The sequence below is a fragment of the Maribacter sp. genome, assembly GCF_039968975.1.
In the GTDB taxonomy this organism is placed as follows: domain Bacteria; phylum Bacteroidota; class Bacteroidia; order Flavobacteriales; family Flavobacteriaceae; genus Maribacter.
On record NZ_JBDVOT010000080.1, the window covers coordinates 1 to 17,774 of the forward strand.

Below are 17,774 nucleotides of genomic sequence, written 5' to 3' on the forward strand. Positions count from 1 at the left end.
CACATTACGATCTTTTATGAATTGGGAAGAATTAGATAGTTTGCCAAAAACAAAAGCAACACTGGCACATTGGCAAAAACTAGGAACTTTTAGAAATGACCACCCAGCCATTGGCGCAGGTATTCATAAAAGAGTCTCAAAAGCTCCTTACGTTTTTAGCAGGTATTTTGCTAAAGATGAATATGTAGACAAGGTCGTAATAGGTTTAGATCTTCCAAAAGGAAAAAAGACACTTTCTGTAAAAGGCATTTTTGGCGATGGCACTAAATTGTATGACCGCTACTCAAACACAGGAGTTACGGTTAAAAATTCTAAAGTTATTTTAGAAAATGATTTTGATGTCACCTTATTAGAGTTGCAAGACTAAAGACTTGAAAAAATCAGGTATTTGAATGCACGGCTATTCTATTGCCTTCCGTATCTTTTAGAAGCCCCATAAATCCATGTCCTTCACCTATTTCTGTTTTAGGCTGTAATACTTGTCCGCCTGCTTTTTCAACCTTATCCAAAACTGTGGCAGCATCTTTACATGCAAAATAAACAAGTACGCCGGCTGTTGAACTAGGTACGTAATGACCGTGCTTTACCAGAGCTCCGCTTGCCTGCCCCATGCTTTGTTTGTCCGGAAACAAACCCATTATAAATTCTCCGAAATTATTTACCGTAATGGAGACATCTAAAATAGATTCATAAAATTTTTGTGCCCGCTCCATATTTGCTACAGGAATTTCAAACCATGCTATCATAACTATTTATTTAAATTAGTTTTTAGATTCTCCAATCCCGCTTCAAAATCCTTGCCCACCATTTTATCCATAGACATGAACAACATCATAATACTCATTGGAAACTTATTGTTTCCCGCAAATCCCCAAGTTACCTTACTCCTATTCCCAACTAATGATTCCAGATTCATATAGCAATCGGACTGAGACTTATAAGGCTTTAAAAATCGTAAATCTTGTTCAATTCGTTCACCTTCTACAATTCTTGTAATTTCTTGTTCTCCTTCACCTACTTCCTTATTACCATTCCAGTGGCTGGTAGCCCCTACTTCACCATCAATTCCGGTAAAAGTAAGCTCCATATCAGGGTCTTTTCTTGCCCATGGTGACCATTCTTGCTGTTTCTTTAAAAACTTTAAATGAGGCCATATCTGTTCTGGCGGTTGCTCTAATTCTATACTTCTAGATACTTGATAACTTTTAGGTGCTATTAACGCCAGTATAATGACCAATGCCACTATCACTCCAAGAATTATTAATACGGTATACATATCCAGTTAATTAGTTGTTGATGAACAAGTTAAATAAAAATTAATTATCAGACTTATATCTTTCCAAAATATCATCAACACTCTTGATCGATTTTTTGGTCCAATCTAACCTTCTTTCCAACATTTCTTCTTCTGTTAACATCCACGCTACATCCGAAGCTTTTAATTGCGAAGTTAAATGTTGCAGAATAATAGCCGCGGAAACAGATATATTAAGACTCTCGGTAAAACCTACCATTGGTATTTTTAAATAGGCATCTGCATTTTCTAGTACATAATCACTTAACCCACTTTTCTCTGTACCAAAGAACAAAGCTGTTTTGCCATCTAACTTAAAATCTTGCAATAAAGAACTATCTGCATGCGGACTAGTAGCAACGATTTTATATTCCTGCTCCCGTAACGTATCAATTACTTGTTTTGAACTTCTATAGCGCTTAATATCTACCCATTTCTGAGCTCCCATGGCAATTTCCTCATCTAAATGTTGACCATTTCTATCTTCTATCAAATGAGCGGTCTGCACACCAAAAGATTCACAACTTCTTACCACCGCACTGGTATTGTGCATTTGAAATACATCTTCAACCGCAACGGTCAGGTAATTTGTTCTTTCCGCCAATATATCAACAAACCGTTGTTTTCTGTTTTCAGAAATAAATTCTTCTAAATACTCTAAAAGCTTCACATCAATCATACGCCCAAGATAAGAAAAGTATATTTTTATACAGATTTAGAATTTTACCATGAAAAACATCGTCGTATTAACAGGAGCGGGAATTTCTGCCGAAAGCGGATTAAAAACATTTAGAGATGCCAACGGACTATGGGAAGGGCATGATGTTATGGAAGTTGCTACGCCAGAAGGGTTTCAAAAAAATCCGGAATTAGTATTAGAATTTTACAATCAAAGAAGAAGGCAATTACTTACCGTTGGACCCAATGCGGCACACAAGGCTTTAGTTGATTTAGAAGCAAATTTCAATGTTCATATCATCACCCAAAATGTAGATGATTTACATGAACGTGCAGGTAGTTCTCAAGTACTTCATCTACACGGTGAATTATTAAAAGCTAGAAGTATAAATTCTACAACAGAAATCTTTGAGCAAAAGAATGATATTTTATTGGGCGACACCTGTAAAAACGGATATCAATTGAGACCACACATTGTATGGTTTGGTGAAGCTGTGCCTCTTTTAGAAGATGCAATCTCAATAACCGAAAAAGCAGATTATTTGATTATTATAGGCACTTCAATGCAAGTATACCCAGCAGCTAGTTTAATTGATTTTGTAGATAGCACAACGCCCATCTATTTCATAGACCCAAAGCCTTACATATCAAATACTTATAAAAAAAGCTTGACAATTATTGAGAAAACTGCAGTAGAAGGCACTCCTAGTTTGGTTGCTTCCCTAGTTGATAAATAATTCTAGTCTGCCTTACCCACTCTACTAACTCAACTACCTCATTTGCCGTAAGCTCTTTATCTTTATGAAACAGGGTATATTGTGATAATGGCATATTATCATCAACGACTTCCGCTTCTATTTCTTCTAACAAATGATCTTTTTTATCTAAGGAATAATTTTCCCACTCAGAAAAATTTAAATGCTCTTTACCTTCTTTAACATGATCGGCAAGCAAATATGAAATAGGAGCTATATTATTGTACCATGGGTAATCTGTATTGTTGCTATGACAATCATAACATGAGGTCTCAAAAAGGTTCTTAAGTTCTGGCGAAGGATTTGTTTGCGCTATAAAAGCTTCCGTATGGTTGCCTGCAGCAATATTTTTGGTAGGACTGAAAAATTGCATGGCTATAAATACAACAACTATACCTAGGCTAATTTTTTTTAGTAATTTCATATTTGGGGGGAAATGAAAAATAAAGATACAATTTTATGATAAAGGAAGAGCTTAAAGAAGCATTGAATTATGTTAGTGCTTCTAGAGAAAACCGTAGTAAAATGGCATCTAAAATTGAAGGAAACCCTAAGCTAATTCCTATTCTTATTGAAATAATAAAATATGATACCGAACCAATTTCCTGTAAAGCAGCTTGGGTATTAGAATATGTAGCTAAAAAAGATTTGCAGCTCATTTATCAACATATTGATTCTTTCCTTAGTTCGTTAACCCATATTTCTTTAGAATCTTCAATCCGCCCCGCTTCAAAAATTTGTCAATTATTGGCTTTAAATGAGTTTCCCAAAAAAAATAGAACATCTCCACAGACTTTATCTGTTAGTCAATTGAACATTATTACAGAATCTGCCTTTGACTGGCTTATAGGCGAACACAAAGTTGCACCAAAAGCATATTCTATGACAACATTACTTTTAATAGGACAAAAGATAAAGTGGATTCACCCAGAACTTGGTCAAATACTTAAACAAAGCTATGAAAGTGGCAGTGCCGCATACAAGGCACGTGCAAGAATGACATTGAAGGTATTGGAGAAATGAACAAAGAAATCAAAAACCAGCTCTGATTGTTCATTAAATGTCTTTATTTGACCATAAGTTAAGTGTAATATGGTTTTAAACCTTAATGTGATTAGGTATATTTGCCCCTTAATAATTTAACCATTGTCTATGTCTCTTAACGCACTAAATGCCATATCACCAATTGACGGTCGTTATAGCTCAAAAACCAAATCATTATCCGCTTACTTTTCTGAAGAAGCTTTAATAAAATATAGAGTTAGAGTAGAAATAGAATACTTTATTGCACTTTGCGAGATTCCCTTACCACAACTTTCTAATTTCGACACTTCAAAGTTCGATACGCTTAGAAAAATATATACTGATTTTTCTACTGCAGATGCTCAAGAAATCAAGGAAATAGAAAAAACTACCAACCATGATGTTAAGGCTGTTGAATACTTTATAAAAATGGCGTTTGACGCATTAGGCATATCTGAATTTAAAGAGTTTATTCATTTCGGATTAACTTCTCAAGATATTAACAATACTGCTATTCCGCTTTCTATTAAAGAAGCAATGAATGACGTGTATGTACCTCAATATTTTGAATTGGTGGAAAAACTAGATGTATTGACTTTAGAATGGTCAGATATACCCATGTTGGCAAGAACACACGGGCAACCAGCTTCACCAACTCGTTTAGGTAAAGAGGTTATGGTATTTGTGACGCGTTTAAAGGAGCAATTCAATTTATTGAACGATATACCTAGTGCTGCTAAATTTGGTGGAGCTACAGGTAATTTCAATGCTCATTTAGTAGCTTACCCATCTATAGACTGGAAAGCTTTTGGACAAAATTTCGTTCAAGAAAAATTAGGATTGCAACATTCGTTCCCAACTACTCAAATAGAACACTATGACCACCTAGCTGCTTTATTTGACGGTCTAAAACGTATAAATACAATAATCTTAGATTTAGACCGCGACTTCTGGACGTATGTTTCTATGGATTATTTCAAGCAAAAAATTAAAGCCGGAGAAGTTGGTTCTTCTGCAATGCCACACAAGGTCAACCCAATAGATTTTGAAAACTCTGAAGGTAACCTGGGTATAGCAAATGCTATTTTTGAGCACTTATCAGCCAAGCTACCAGTTTCTAGATTGCAGAGAGATTTAACAGATAGTACTGTGCTTAGAAATGTTGGTGTTCCTTTTGCACACACTATTATTGCTTTTCAATCTACTTTAAAAGGTTTGAACAAATTACTTTTAAATAAAGAGAAATTTGAGCAGGATTTAGAGAACAACTGGGCTGTAGTAGCAGAAGCTATTCAAACCATATTGAGACGTGAAAGTTACCCTAACCCCTACGAAGCTCTAAAAGGACTTACTCGTACAAATGAAAAAATCAATAAAAACTCAATCGCAAATTTCATTGATACACTAGAAGTTTCTGACGAAATAAAAAATGAGTTAAAACAAATATCTCCTAGTAACTATACTGGTATTTAAGCCAGTTTTAATGCATTAAAAATTTTCTTTAATTCAAATACTTCATATCGCCCGTTTAGGGCGATATGCATTTTAGATTGTGCCTTGCATCCTATATATTACAAGCGAACACAAATCTAAAATTAAATGCAAACAAATTTCTCAGTTGAAGAATCAGTAAGTAGTCTATGGGATAAATTAGATGGTTGGTTAGAAGCTATCGTCTTAAAATTACCAAATCTCGCAATGGCAATTCTGGTTATGGTTCTATTTTATTTTCTGGCTAGGGGAATACGTAAACTTCTTAAAAGAACTATTTTAAGAAAAATATCACAAGTCTCTATTCAGGAAATAATAGCAAAAGTAATTTTTGTAACCATTATTTTAATCGGATTCTTTATTGCCCTTGGTGTCTTAGATTTAGATAAAGTTTTAACAAGTATACTTGCAGGTGCAGGTGTTGTAGGTCTTGCCGTTGGTTTAGCGCTACAGGGCACGCTTAGCAATACATTTGGCGGACTTATATTATCTTTTATGCCACAACTTAAAATAAATGATTTTATTAATGCTGATGGCGTATCAGGCTTTGTTACCGAAATAAGTCTAAGAAATATTATTCTAAAACAGCCTGACAACAATGTAGTGGTTATACCAAATTCTAAATTCATAGATGGGTCGTTTACCAATTACTCTATGAATAAAAGAAATAGAATTTTTGTGAATTGCGGTGTGGGTTATGAAAGTGATTTACAAATGGTAGAAGATTTAACTGTAAAAATTATTACAGATAATTTTAAACAAAACGATGATGAAGATGTTGAATTCTTTTTTACGGAATTCGGAGATAGTTCAATAAACTTTATGGTACGTTTTTGGGCTAACTGTATTAATGTAAAACAAGAACATGCCGCAAGACATAAAGCAATAAAAATCATCAAGAAACATTTTGATGAACGTGATATCAATATTCCGTTCCCAATCAGAACATTGGACTTCGGAAAAAATAACCTGAAGATTGCAAAAGATTAAATATCTATTATCGAATAAAATCAAAAAAGCCCGTTGAGCAAGTTCAACGGGCTTTTTACTAACTAACTATGCTAATTTATTTATTAATTTGAACTTCGTGTGGGTAAGGAATTTCTATTCCTGCAGTATCCAATGCTTTCTTAGTTCCTTCTATTGTAGCAAAGTATACATCCCAGTAATCTTCTGGCTTACAGAAAGGACGTACAGCCAAGTTTACTGAACTATCTGCCAATTCAGATACGTTTACTGATGGCGCAGGGTCCTGCAATACCTGTGGGTTAGCTACTAACATTGCCAACAAAACTTCCTTAGTTTTTTGTAAGTCAGAACCATAATCTACACCTACCGTAGTATCGACTCTAATTTTACCCTCGGCCGTATAATTTACAATGTTGCCGTTTGCCATTGCGCCATTAGGAACAATAGCTAACTTATTTTCTGGAGTAATTAATTTCGTGGTAAAAATCTCAATCTCTTTTACACTACCAAGAACACCTTGAGCTTCTATTAAATCTCCAATTTTATAAGGTTTAAATATGATAAGTAAAACTCCACCGGCGAAATTAGATAGAGACCCTTGCAACGCAAGACCAATTGCTAAACCTGCTGCTGCAATAACTGCTGCAAAACTCGTAGTTTCCACTCCCAATGTTGAAATAACAGTAATAATTAAAAATACTGTTAGAGCCCATTTTGCAAGATTTAGCAAGAACTTCCTAAGAGATTCATCGTAATTCTGCTTGGTCATTCCCTTATTTACAACACCAATTAACTTCTTAATAATCCAAGAACCAATAATGTAAATTAGAAGTGCCAATATAATTTTTGGACCAAATTCCATTACTAATTCAATTCCTTTGTCAATCCATACTTGTGCGTTTTCTTCCATTTGTAATTTGTTTGTTTAGGTTGTTATTTAATTGTTCTCATTTAGTAAGACACCTTTTTTTTTCGTTGGTCACATAAAAATAGAGGTAAACCGCTATTAGAGCAAATAAAAAGCCCGCCACAAATATGCAACGGGCTGTTTTTAAAACAAATATACCTTAAATTTAACCTTTAATTAAATCTCCAAATTGTTCCAACCCTTTCCCTTCAAAATCAGATTTTTCTATAGTTTTAATTAATTGCATTAAACTAACTGGGTTCATATTATCTCCTAAAACCCTAACTAGAACCAATCCTTTATCATCATTGTCGCCATAGATGACAAGTTCGTCAATAGTGTCATCATCGCCTTTTAATTGTATAGTAGCTTTTCCAAAAGGGGTGTTCATTTTCATTAGCTCACTAAAATCATCCCCTTTTAATATTGATTTAATCGCATTTTTTTGAACTAAATAATCTGCCTCGTTTTCAGGTTTTTTCTGGAATGCTAGAATATTTAGCTTTTTTAATGACGAAGCCGCTTCTTTCTCAGACTCGGTCAAATTTGCTGTTTCTAAATCCAAAAGACTAGAAGGTAAATCAAAAGACATAAAATTAGGGTTCTCTGCATTTGCAATATAATATTGCTGTAGACTCTGTTCTGATGAGCACGATGTAATGGCAATGCCAATTACCATCATTATTACCCAATATACATTTTTCATATTATGTTTTTAAAATTAGAAAAAGGTCTCCCATTTAAAGAAGACCTTTATAAATCTATATTACTTTCCTGATGCCTTGTTCAAATCTGTAGGCAAATCCATTTTACTGGTCAGTGTGCCAATTTTATTTAGATCGATATCACCGGTAAGACTCACCAAAACCGTTTCTAGCTTTCTTCCGTTATGCCCTACTTCTACATTTTCCAAACCACTAACAAACATTAGTAACTCTGATACATGATCCTTCTTTTTACCATCTTTTACATAAAACTTGACATTTACATCTTCATCTTTTACACGCATTAACTCCTCTAACTTAGAAGACTTAAGATATTTTTTAACCGTTAAAGACATATCTGCAGAAACTGATGAATCTTCGGTCATAAAGACCTTTACGTTTCGTAATCCGCTGGCTACTTCTATGAATTCTTGCGCCTCAGCATCGTCACTCATTCCGCCAAATTTAGAAACAAGGTCGATCATACTTTTGTTTACGATTACAGACCCCACGTTATCCATATCTTCATATTTATCGAATACAGATTGTGAAAAACCCAATGCGGGTAAAATTGCCATTAAAATTACTACTGCTACTTTTCTCATGATTGTTGATTTTAGTGCCGCTACCTAATTTTGGTTTTGGCGATTGATGAATTAATAATTATTTTTTTTGCATCGAAATTAAAATCGACACTTATATACTTAGTTTTCCTTTTGTGCCGCTTTACCTAATTGATCACCACCTGGTAAATCCATTTTATCGGTTAACTTAGATACTGACCTTAAATTGATATCTCCGGTCAAAGACAACAACACCGTTTCTAATTTTTTACCATTGACATCTATATCCATATCCTTTAAACCGGTTACGAACATTAAAAGTTCCTTTACATGGTCACTATCCTTACCTTCTTTTACGTAAAACTTTACATTAGAGCTACCGTCACGCACTCTCATCAGTTCTTCAAAAGAGGAGCTTTTAAGTCTATTTGTTACCCAACCATCCACATCTTTTGATATTGCTGCGTCTTCAGTGGTAATCACCTTAAAACTTGTAATGGAGTTTACAAGCTCAAAAAATTCTTTTGCTTCTGGATCATCTGAACTTACGCTCATTTTACCCAACATTTGAAACATTTTTGGCTGCATGGCAACAAACGTCACCTTATCATTATCCTCATATTTCTCAAATATATCTTGAGCATTAATAATCACAGGGGCTAATACCAAAAGCGCTAATACTAGTATCTTTTTCATTTTAATTATTTTTCGTTAAAAATTTATTCGTTGTTTTTTCAAATTCCTCTAAATGGTTTAGTTGCTCTGTACCTTTATTGAAATTCATTGCTAATAAGGCCAATGCCTCTTTTGCAGATGCTATCTCCTCTGGTGTATACTCATCTGCCAAAGTAACCGGAGCCGGTGTAGGTTGATAAAAATATACCCCCACCATAAAGACTGCTATTGCTGCAACGGACACCCATTTCAAATAATTTTTTCTAGGTTTTAATGGTACCTGCTTTGTAAAGCGTTCTTCTTTTGCTTTTGAAAAGTAATTAAACAAAGGTGCATGCTGTTCTAAATGAGGAGCAATGTCATCCCCTGAAAAATACGTTCTAAGCGTTTCTTCTTCTGCAACCGTTGTAGTTGCTTCAAAATATTTTTCTATTAATTTTTCTATGTTATGCAATTCCATAATTATGCTTTTCCATTAATTTTTCCTTAACGGTTTTTCTAGCTCTTGATAAAGCTACCCGTATGGCCGTTGGTTTCATACCCAACAATTTTTCTATTTCGTCATATTCATACTGTTCTACATCTCGCAATTGTAATACCATTTTTTGCTGCTCAGGTAATTCTGCCATTATTCTTTCTACCCAACTGATGCTATCTTTAGCTTCTAGCTGACCTTGTAAAGATGTGTTTGCATCTGTATAATTCGTATGTACCAATTTTAAATTCCCGGCTTGCTTAGATTTCAACCTATCCAGACAAAAATTCTTGGTCATGGTCATGGCAAATGCTTCTACATTGTTATAGCTCTCCATTTTATTTTTCTTGGACCACAACTTAATTAAAATCTCTTGTGTTGCATCTTCAGCTTCTTCCGTAGAAACCAATAATCTTTTGGCCATACGGAACAATTTATCCTTAAATGGTAACACAATATTTAAAAACTCCGCTTGTTTCATTTTGGTTTGGCTGTTCGTAAACTTTCTTATCGGTTTACAAAAAGAAGACGATAGTGAATGATTTTTGTTACAATTAATTTTTATTTAATTGACTTGTAAGTAAATTTAACATCCTTATACTAATTATATACGTACTTAATTAAACGTTTGTTTTCGGTACAAAGATGAATGTTCTAATATTTGTATATTCATTATTAAAATTTAAAAAAAGCTATGAAAAAATTTTTCCTATCCCTTCTTTGTTTAGGATTTGTTGTTACCTCTTGCAATAACGATGATGATACTATTATTGAAGAAGAAATTGAAAATCCCGAAGAAGAAATCGCAGAAGTAGATATTGAAGTCCAAAACTTTTTTTGGCAAACCTTAAATCTATATTATTTCTGGCAAGGTGATGTACCAGATTTGGCAGATGACCGCTTTGATACACAAACGGCATATGAGACATACCTTACAGAAAATGATGACCCAGTTGCTTTACTAGAGAATAAATTATTATTTTCAGAAGATCGATTTACTTTCTATAGTGATAATTATACTGAATTAGTAAACAGTTCTGCAGGGGTATCTAAAAGTAATGGACTACAATTTGGTTTAGGTCGTATAAGCGGCACTGATGATTTATTTGGCTTTGTAGAATATATCGTTAAAAATTCTGATGCATCTAATCAAGACATAAAAAGAGGTGACTTATTTATTGGTGTTGACGGACAAACGATAACGGTAGATAATTATATTGAATTGCTTTTTGGTGATAATGACACCTACGCTTTGAATATGGCTGAAATTGTCGATGGTGGTATTAGCCCGAGTGACAAAAAAGTTACTTTGACCAAATCCGAAGGCTTGATAGAAGACCCTATTCATGTAAGTAATATAATTACCTCTGGTGATAAAAAAATTGGCTATTTAATGTATAACCAATTTGTATCGGGATCTGAAGATGCTTTGAATGCTATTTTCGCAGACTTTTTATCGCAAGGTGTTAATGAAATGGTGCTAGATTTAAGATACAACCCTGGCGGTAGAGGTTCAACAGCTGCTGTTTTGGCAAGTTTAATAAAAGGGACTAATACTTCAGACTTACTATATAAAACAGTTTATAATGCAAAATTACAAGCGCAGTTTGAAAGTAGTTCTACAGAAAATTATTTCGTAAGTACTACAGGCACTTTTGACGGAAATTCTGATGCACCTTTAAACACTTTAAACCTTAATACAGTTTACATCATAGCAACAGAAAGCTCTGCTTCTGCAAGTGAATTGGTTATGGTAGGCTTAGCGCCTTATATGAATGTTATTCATATTGGCGGCACTACCGTTGGCAAGAATCAAGGTTCAGTTTTATTTGTTGATGATCCAGAAGGTGGCAATGTTTATGACCCTGAGAGGGTTGAAAATATTAATCCTAACGTTCAATGGGGATTACAGCCAATTATTAGTCAAGTTGAAAATAGTGCTGGTTTCTCTGATTATATTGATGGCTTAGTACCCGATATTGAATTAGATGAAGACGTTACCAATCTAGGAGTTTTAGGTAACGCAGATGAGCCCTTATTTGCAAGAGCTATACAAGAAATTAATGGAGTTAGCGGAAAAAGCAATTTTGAGGTGCTAATACCTGCAAATGTAGTTTCTAGTTCTAAGCTTCATGACCCACGTAATGCTGTCTTACTACTAAATAACAGTGTTCCGGTTTCTAAAATTCCTATAACTGAAAAGAAATAAAATTAAAATATTTCAGTTTCCTTAAATATGAAGAAGATATTAATATTATTAGTTGCTGCAATTGCATTTTCGTGCTCTAAAGATGATGACTTAACGCTACCGAACACCGTAGACCCAGATGGTTCAGCTGATGTTGAAGTTCAAGATTTTATGTGGAAAGCAATGAACTTTTGGTATTTCTGGCAAGCAAGTGTAGATGATTTAGCAGATGACCGTTTTGAAAATACAGATGAAGGTATAGCTGAATACACCGCTTTTTTGGATTCTGAAGATGATCCTTCTGCATTCTTTGATAATAAACTGCAGTTTATTGATGACAGATTCAGTTTCTATAATGAAGACTACCGCGAGCTAACCAATTCATTATCTGGAATTTCAAAAAGTAACGGATTAGAATTTGGACTTGTTCAGTTTCAAGATAGTGAAGAGATTTTTGGTTTTGTTCGTTATATCATACCCAACTCAAATGCCGCAACGGTTGAGATTCAACGTGGCGACCTTTTTACCGGTGTTGACGGTCAAACACTGACTACATCCAATTATATTAATTTGCTTTTTGGTGAAAATGATACCTACACCTTGAATATGGCAGATTTTGATAATGGTAGCTTTACTCCTAATGATGTAGAAATTACACTAACCAAAGAGGAAGGTTTAGCTGAAAATCCTGTTTTACTTTCTAAATCATTTACAATCGGTGTTGAGAACATTGGGTATATCTTATATAATCAATTTACAAACGAGTATGACGACGACCTTTATGCTGCTGTTAAAGATTTGAAATCTGCAGGCATTACTAATTTGGTAATGGACTTACGATATAACCCTGGTGGATCTGTAAATACTACACGTTTATTAGCTAGTATGATTTACGGTACCAACACGTCTGACTTGTTTTTGAGAAAGAGATATAATGATAAACTTCAAGAGCAGTTTAACGATAGTCAGTTAGAAGTTTATTTTGCTGATAATGTTAACGGGGAAGCTATTAATTCACTTGGTTTAACAAAACTATATGTTATTACTTCCGCTAGTTCAGCTTCTGCAAGTGAATTGTTGATCAATAGTTTAGAACCTTACATGGATGTGATTCAAATAGGAGATGTTACAAGAGGTAAAAATGAATTCTCCACTACCCTTGTTGATGATCGTGATAATTCTTATTTGTATACACCATCAAGAGTAAACAATATTAATCCTGATAATCAATGGGCAATTCAACCCCTAATAGGTAGAAATGAAAATGCCGATGGTTTCTTTGACTTTACAAGCGGTTTACAGCCAGATTATGAGCTAAAAGAAGATTATAGCAACCTTGGTATTTTAGGAGAAGAGAACGAGCCTTTGTTAGCAAAAGCAATTGAAGTGATTACGGGCGCTACAGGTAAACGTGACTTTACAGTACATTACCCTATCAATATTATAAGCAGCTCTAAGGAGAATAGTCTTATGAGCGATAAAATGGTCGATGATACCGTTTATGATATGGAATTCTAAATTTAATTCAATACCTTATTTAGAAAGAAGACTACAACATCGCGTTAATGAATACAAGAATTCTTGAAGCCATTAAACGATTTAAAAAAAGCTGAACAATGATAACATTGTTCAGCTTTTTTTTAACTAATCAAATCCTTTCATAATCGTTTGTAACAATTATGTTGGATAGTACATTTTCAAATTACATCTTATCTTTCCGCTGTTCCGTTAAAATATATTCCTCCTGGAATGACAGAAACGGTACTAGAGGCTAATAAAGTATTATCGGATAAATCATAAACCTCCAAAGAACCATTGCTAACAAAATCTTTAGCATCTACTCCATAAAGTTTACCATCAATAACAGCCATATCATAAAAACTAAGACCTTCAATTTCTGCAGTTGTTGGCAATACACTCGCCGTAGTATCCATAGCATACACAGCCCCTGCAGAGTAATAATAAAGAGTAGCCCCATCAATTTCTAAATTACCTGGATGTTCTGTAACCGCATAATTCATCGTTGTTGTAACTGTATTATCTGTAGTATTAATATTATCTATTTGTCCGGCAGTCTCATTTCCAGTCCAAGATGGATTTCCACCTGATAAAACCCAAAGATTTCCACTAGCATCTAGTTGCATAGAATTAGGACGATCACCAACTGTAATGGTTGTTGTAACAGTATTTGTAGTAGCATCGATTACAGTAACTCCATTATTTTGATTAAAACCTCCTTGAAGCGCTACATAAATTGTATTATCCTTCGCTATAATTTTCTCCGGTCCTTCTGCTACCGAAATAGTAGATTCAACGGTATTAGTTTCCAAATCGATTACGGCAACATAATCATCATCAGGATTAGAACCGTCTCCCCAATTCGTAACATACCCTTTACCATTAGCTATAGCCATATAACGAGGGTTTAAAAAATCTGTCTCGTTTGGTCCTCCAATAGTGGCAACAGATTCAAATGTATAACGATTTACAACTTCTATCTTTTGAGAGCCATTCATTACTATATATGCCATATTATCATAAAAAGACATACTTTGTGCATTGTCCCCTAAAGCATCTATATCATTTACAGTTTTAAATATATTGTTTTCCACTGTCGTTAAATCATCTGAAACAAAAGAAATAGAAGCATTTCCTTGCATAAAATTACCTTCATGAGAAACCAATATCCCATTTTCAAAAGGATAAGAATCATTATCCGTAATTGTTACTATTAAAGAACTATTAGCTCCTATAATATCTTCTTCATTACTAGTAGATGTAATAGTAAATATCACCTCTTCCGAAGATTCTACCTCTGTATCATCAATTAAAATTAAACTTTCTTGTATTGTTGTTTCTCCCGCCGGCAAAACTACCGAACCTGCTAAAGATTGATAATCTTCACCTTCAGTGGCTGTTCCTGTTACCTCATAACTAATGGTTACATCCATTGCATTTACGCTAGATGTACTAATCGTTATTCCTACTGTTCCTTCGCCCTCATCATAACTATCTTCTGCTGTAGCTATTTCTATTGTTCCTGGTGCTGGCATATCATCATCATCACTACAAGATGTAAGTATAAATGAGGCGAAAGCCGCTGTTAACATAAAGTGTTTCAATTTCATTCTTAAAAATTTAGTATTAATTGTGTTTGTATATTTCTGTTTGGCATTGGACGCAATGCTACGTTTTCGTAGTACGTATTAAACAAATTGTTAATCGTAACTCCTATTGTATATTTTAAATCTTTTTTCAATATACCGGCAGAATAAGTTGCTCCAAGATTAGCTACTTGATATTCTTTTAACTCACCACCAACAATAGACACAGCTCCATTGAATAAATGCTGGTAAAATAAATTTAAGTCCCCAATTCTATATTCAAGCGAACCGTTTGCGCTATGGAATGGCACATAAATTAACTGCTCATTAGTACTCTTATCTTCTGAAACGGTATACGCATAATTTGTTTTAATACCTATCTCTTGGTTTTTACCTAAAGAATAATTTGCCTCTATTTTGGCTTCTGCTCCGTAAATTTCAACATCGTCAATATTTATAGGAGACCAAAACCCTTCATTATTAGGCAACCATTTGATCATATCTTTTGTTGAGATATAATAACCATTAAATTGCATAGAAACAGCCCCAATATTTAACTCATTCCCCAAATCTAATTGGTATGATTTTTCAGGAACAAGATCTAAATTTCCACCAGGTTGCCAGTACAAATCATTAAAGGTGGGTATCCTAAAATTTTTAGATGCATTTATCTTAATATTATAACTGTCAGTAAGACTATAGCGACCATCGAACGAAAAAACCAAAGGACTTGAGAAATCTGAAGAAAAATCTTGCCTAACATTCAAATTGTAGGCAATTTTAGGAGATACAATATGCTTGATAAGTGCTGTTGCAGAAAAATCATCCCTTTTTGGACTTCCAAAACTATCTCCAGCACCTTTATAGTTATTATATTCTAAAAAAGAGTTAATCCTAAAAAACTTAGAAAGTTTATAATCAAAAGAATATCTCGCTAAAAAATTAGACACCTTCCCAAAAGAAAAAATATCTGCATCTTTATTCTCAAAATATTTATATTCCTCTTGCAAGTAGGCTAATTTTACTTTAGATATCGCTTTGGTTCCAAAACGCCCCCACTCTACTTGTGTTCTGTAATGGTTATCTATATACTTACTTCTACCTAAAACCACCAAGTTTCCCGATAAATTTCTATCACCTATAAAAGTTTGATGGTATAATTTTAATATTTGATTTTCAGAAAGAACATAACCTATATTCCAATTTAAATTTAGGTTATTAAACTCGCCATTCTTATTCTCTTCGTTGGTATTTAAATACTTATAGTTGTTATCAGATGCATTATAATTAACCCCTAAACTGTAGGAAATTAATCGACTACCATACGTTTGATTAAAATTTATTTTTTTTGTATCATAACTTCCATAACCAATAGAAACCTGATTATTAAAGTGTTCTTTAAATAGTAAATCATTATTTAAATGAATACTACCTCCTATAGCTCCTGAACCATACTGCACACTTCCACCACCACTACGAATAGTTACTGAGTTATAGTTAAAAGGGTTTATTGTATTAAAATCTACTTGTCCGTTTAACTGTGAGTTTATATTAATACCGTTCCATACAACTGCGGTATGCGAGGCATTGGTCCCTCTAAAGGCAGGCGAAGAAACCATTCCAAATCCATTCTCTTTAAAATAAATATTAGAGTTAAAAGCCAGTAACGTAGTAAGAAGTCCGTTGGTACGCTGTATAACACTATCCTGTAATACGGTTACCTTATACCCCTCATTATACTGCTTAATTCTACTATCAGATACAACAACTTCATCCAACTTTAAAATTGAATCTCGTTGTGCATACCCTATTGTAGCACAAAATACCAGTACTATGGAAATTAACTTTTTCATCACTACAACGACTTTTTACCCGAAAGTCCATCGAATCTATATTAAAAATATGGCAGGTCTCCTGACTTACGTACTACTATCAACCTTCCCATTAAACTAATAACAGTGGTATTGAAGAAATAGTAGCCATCTTTATGACAAAGACTAAGCTTACAGTTGCGGGAACAGCTCTAGATTTTCACTAGATTCCCTTTTAATTTCATTACAAAAAATAATGAAAACCAAAATTCATGGCGAAAGTAAACATTTAGTTTAATCTTTCTAAGTAAACTTTTATAATACTACTTTTGAAAAAATAGACCAATTAAGAACATGTTCAAACGCTTACTTTTTATAAGTTTCCTTTTTTTGTTATGCGAATGCAAGCAGGATAAAAAAGATGTATTCCCCAACCAAACAGCCACTAGCAGTACATCTATACAATATGCCAATGGTTTTGAAATAAAAACTCAGAGTAACGGAATTACGATTGTTAAGGTCTTAAAACCTTGGGCAAATGCTGAAACTACATATACCTATGCCTTGGTTCCCAAAGAAATTCAAGCAAGTGTAACATTGAACAGAAACGAATATGATGCCATTATTTCAACACCTGTTGAAGATTTTGTAGTTACCTCAACCACTCATATTCCCGCTTTAGAAGAATTGGGAGTTTTAAATCAACTTATTGGCTTTCCAGACACCAAATACATTTCTTCAATACCAGCAAGAAAATTAATTGATGCCGGGCAAATTAAAGAATTAGGTATCAATGAAAGTATAAATACCGAAGCTGTTCTTGCTCTGCAACCAGATGTTATTTTCGGATTCTCCATTAACGATGGTAACAGCACGTATGAAACGATACAACGCGCTAATATCCCCGTAGTTTATAATGGCGATTGGGTAGAAGAAACTCCTTTAGGAAAAGCGGAATGGATAAAATTCTTTGCTCCCTTTTTTAATAAAACAAAAGAAGCCGAGGCTATTTTCAGTAAAATTGAAACATCTTATTTAGAAGCTAAAAAACTAGCTTCTGGCGCTAAAAATAAACCAACCGTACTTAGTGGCGCCATGTTCAATGACGTTTGGTACTTACCTGGTGGAAAAAGCTGG

Annotated in this window: 19 protein-coding genes, 1 pseudogene and 1 riboswitch; of the genes and pseudogenes, 8 read left to right on the forward strand and 12 right to left on the reverse strand. The window is 34.0% G+C overall.

Annotated elements, in window-relative coordinates; translation table 11 throughout:
- Positions 1 to 367: pseudogene (locus ABJI11_RS05760) on the forward strand (alpha-amylase); the annotation flags it as partial.
- Positions 368 to 380: 13 nt separating this feature from the next.
- Here the strand turns inward: ABJI11_RS05760 and ABJI11_RS05765 are convergent.
- The 3 genes from ABJI11_RS05765 to ABJI11_RS05775 are packed head-to-tail and all read right to left on the reverse strand — an operon-like array spanning position 381 to position 1,973.
- The gene (locus ABJI11_RS05765; RefSeq protein WP_348350266.1) at positions 381 to 746 is read right to left on the reverse strand and encodes a VOC family protein; all 366 of its coding nucleotides are present in this window, start codon (positions 744 to 746) and stop codon (positions 381 to 383) included.
- Positions 747 to 748: 2 nt separating this feature from the next.
- Positions 749 to 1,276, reverse strand: coding sequence for an SRPBCC family protein (locus ABJI11_RS05770; RefSeq protein WP_348350268.1), 528 nt, complete (start codon positions 1,274 to 1,276; stop codon positions 749 to 751).
- A 40-nt stretch (positions 1,277 to 1,316) separates the two neighbouring features.
- The gene (locus ABJI11_RS05775; RefSeq protein WP_348350270.1) at positions 1,317 to 1,973 is read right to left on the reverse strand and encodes an RNA methyltransferase; all 657 of its coding nucleotides are present in this window, start codon (positions 1,971 to 1,973) and stop codon (positions 1,317 to 1,319) included.
- A 49-nt stretch (positions 1,974 to 2,022) separates the two neighbouring features.
- Between ABJI11_RS05775 and ABJI11_RS05780 the strand changes: the two genes are divergently transcribed.
- The gene (locus ABJI11_RS05780) at positions 2,023 to 2,709 is read left to right on the forward strand and encodes an NAD-dependent deacylase (RefSeq protein WP_348350272.1); all 687 of its coding nucleotides are present in this window, start codon (positions 2,023 to 2,025) and stop codon (positions 2,707 to 2,709) included.
- Here ABJI11_RS05780 and ABJI11_RS05785 read toward each other — a convergent pair.
- Positions 2,678 to 3,151 (reverse strand): heme-binding domain-containing protein, encoded by a 474-nt coding sequence (locus ABJI11_RS05785; protein WP_348350274.1) that lies wholly within the window; start codon positions 3,149 to 3,151, stop codon positions 2,678 to 2,680. The two genes, ABJI11_RS05780 and ABJI11_RS05785, sit on opposite strands and share 32 nt — an antisense overlap.
- A gap of 35 nt (positions 3,152 to 3,186) precedes the next feature.
- Here ABJI11_RS05785 and ABJI11_RS05790 point away from each other — a divergent pair, with 35 nt between their 5' ends.
- From ABJI11_RS05790 to ABJI11_RS05800, 3 genes are all read left to right on the forward strand, one after another.
- On the forward strand, positions 3,187 to 3,750 hold the full coding sequence (locus ABJI11_RS05790; RefSeq protein WP_348350276.1) for an adenylosuccinate lyase: 564 nt from the start codon (positions 3,187 to 3,189) through the stop codon (positions 3,748 to 3,750).
- Positions 3,751 to 3,879: 129 nt separating this feature from the next.
- Entirely contained in the window at positions 3,880 to 5,223 is a 1,344-nt protein-coding gene (gene purB, locus ABJI11_RS05795) for an adenylosuccinate lyase (protein ID WP_348350278.1), read from the forward strand.
- Between the two features lie 126 nt (positions 5,224 to 5,349).
- On the forward strand, positions 5,350 to 6,231 hold the full coding sequence (locus ABJI11_RS05800; protein ID WP_348350280.1) for a mechanosensitive ion channel family protein: 882 nt from the start codon (positions 5,350 to 5,352) through the stop codon (positions 6,229 to 6,231).
- A gap of 76 nt (positions 6,232 to 6,307) precedes the next feature.
- Here ABJI11_RS05800 and ABJI11_RS05805 read toward each other — a convergent pair whose 3' ends face one another.
- From ABJI11_RS05805 to ABJI11_RS05830, 6 genes are all read right to left on the reverse strand, one after another.
- Positions 6,308 to 7,120, reverse strand: coding sequence for a mechanosensitive ion channel domain-containing protein (locus ABJI11_RS05805; RefSeq protein WP_348350282.1), 813 nt, complete (start codon positions 7,118 to 7,120; stop codon positions 6,308 to 6,310).
- A 163-nt stretch (positions 7,121 to 7,283) separates the two neighbouring features.
- The gene (locus ABJI11_RS05810) at positions 7,284 to 7,823 is read right to left on the reverse strand and encodes a DUF4252 domain-containing protein (protein ID WP_348350284.1); all 540 of its coding nucleotides are present in this window, start codon (positions 7,821 to 7,823) and stop codon (positions 7,284 to 7,286) included.
- A 60-nt stretch (positions 7,824 to 7,883) separates the two neighbouring features.
- A complete protein-coding gene (locus tag ABJI11_RS05815; RefSeq protein ID WP_348350286.1) occupies positions 7,884 to 8,426 on the reverse strand; it encodes a DUF4252 domain-containing protein in 543 nt (180 codons plus the stop codon).
- 99 nt (positions 8,427 to 8,525) lie between these two features.
- Positions 8,526 to 9,080: a DUF4252 domain-containing protein gene (locus tag ABJI11_RS05820; protein WP_348350288.1), complete on the reverse strand. Its 555-nt coding sequence runs from the start codon at positions 9,078 to 9,080 to the stop codon at positions 8,526 to 8,528.
- 1 nt (position 9,081) lies between these two features.
- A complete protein-coding gene (locus ABJI11_RS05825; RefSeq protein WP_348350290.1) occupies positions 9,082 to 9,519 on the reverse strand; it encodes a hypothetical protein in 438 nt (145 codons plus the stop codon).
- The gene (locus ABJI11_RS05830) at positions 9,506 to 10,015 is read right to left on the reverse strand and encodes an RNA polymerase sigma factor (RefSeq protein WP_348350292.1); all 510 of its coding nucleotides are present in this window, start codon (positions 10,013 to 10,015) and stop codon (positions 9,506 to 9,508) included. The genes ABJI11_RS05825 and ABJI11_RS05830 overlap by 14 nt, the downstream gene beginning before the upstream one ends.
- Positions 10,016 to 10,228: 213 nt before the next feature.
- On the opposite strand from ABJI11_RS05830, the gene ABJI11_RS05835 reads away from it, so the two are divergent.
- Together ABJI11_RS05835 and ABJI11_RS05840 are read left to right on the forward strand one after the other, a co-directional pair.
- Positions 10,229 to 11,743, forward strand: a complete 1,515-nt coding sequence (locus ABJI11_RS05835; RefSeq protein WP_348350294.1) for a S41 family peptidase — start codon at positions 10,229 to 10,231, stop codon at positions 11,741 to 11,743.
- Between the two features lie 27 nt (positions 11,744 to 11,770).
- Positions 11,771 to 13,240, forward strand: a complete 1,470-nt coding sequence (locus ABJI11_RS05840; RefSeq protein WP_348350296.1) for a S41 family peptidase — start codon at positions 11,771 to 11,773, stop codon at positions 13,238 to 13,240.
- Positions 13,241 to 13,431: 191 nt separating this feature from the next.
- On the opposite strand, the gene ABJI11_RS05845 is transcribed toward ABJI11_RS05840, so the two are convergent.
- Together ABJI11_RS05845 and ABJI11_RS05850 are read right to left on the reverse strand one after the other, a co-directional pair.
- A complete protein-coding gene (locus ABJI11_RS05845) occupies positions 13,432 to 14,850 on the reverse strand; it encodes a DUF5074 domain-containing protein (RefSeq protein ID WP_348350298.1) in 1,419 nt (472 codons plus the stop codon).
- Between the two features lie 2 nt (positions 14,851 to 14,852).
- Positions 14,853 to 16,679, reverse strand: a complete 1,827-nt coding sequence (locus tag ABJI11_RS05850; protein ID WP_348350300.1) for a TonB-dependent receptor — start codon at positions 16,677 to 16,679, stop codon at positions 14,853 to 14,855.
- 33 nt (positions 16,680 to 16,712) lie between these two features.
- Positions 16,713 to 16,920: riboswitch (cobalamin riboswitch) on the reverse strand.
- 71 nt (positions 16,921 to 16,991) lie between these two features.
- Here ABJI11_RS05850 and ABJI11_RS05855 point away from each other — a divergent pair.
- On the forward strand, positions 16,992 to 17,774 hold a 783-nt coding region (locus ABJI11_RS05855), incomplete at its 3' end, for an ABC transporter substrate-binding protein (protein ID WP_348350302.1).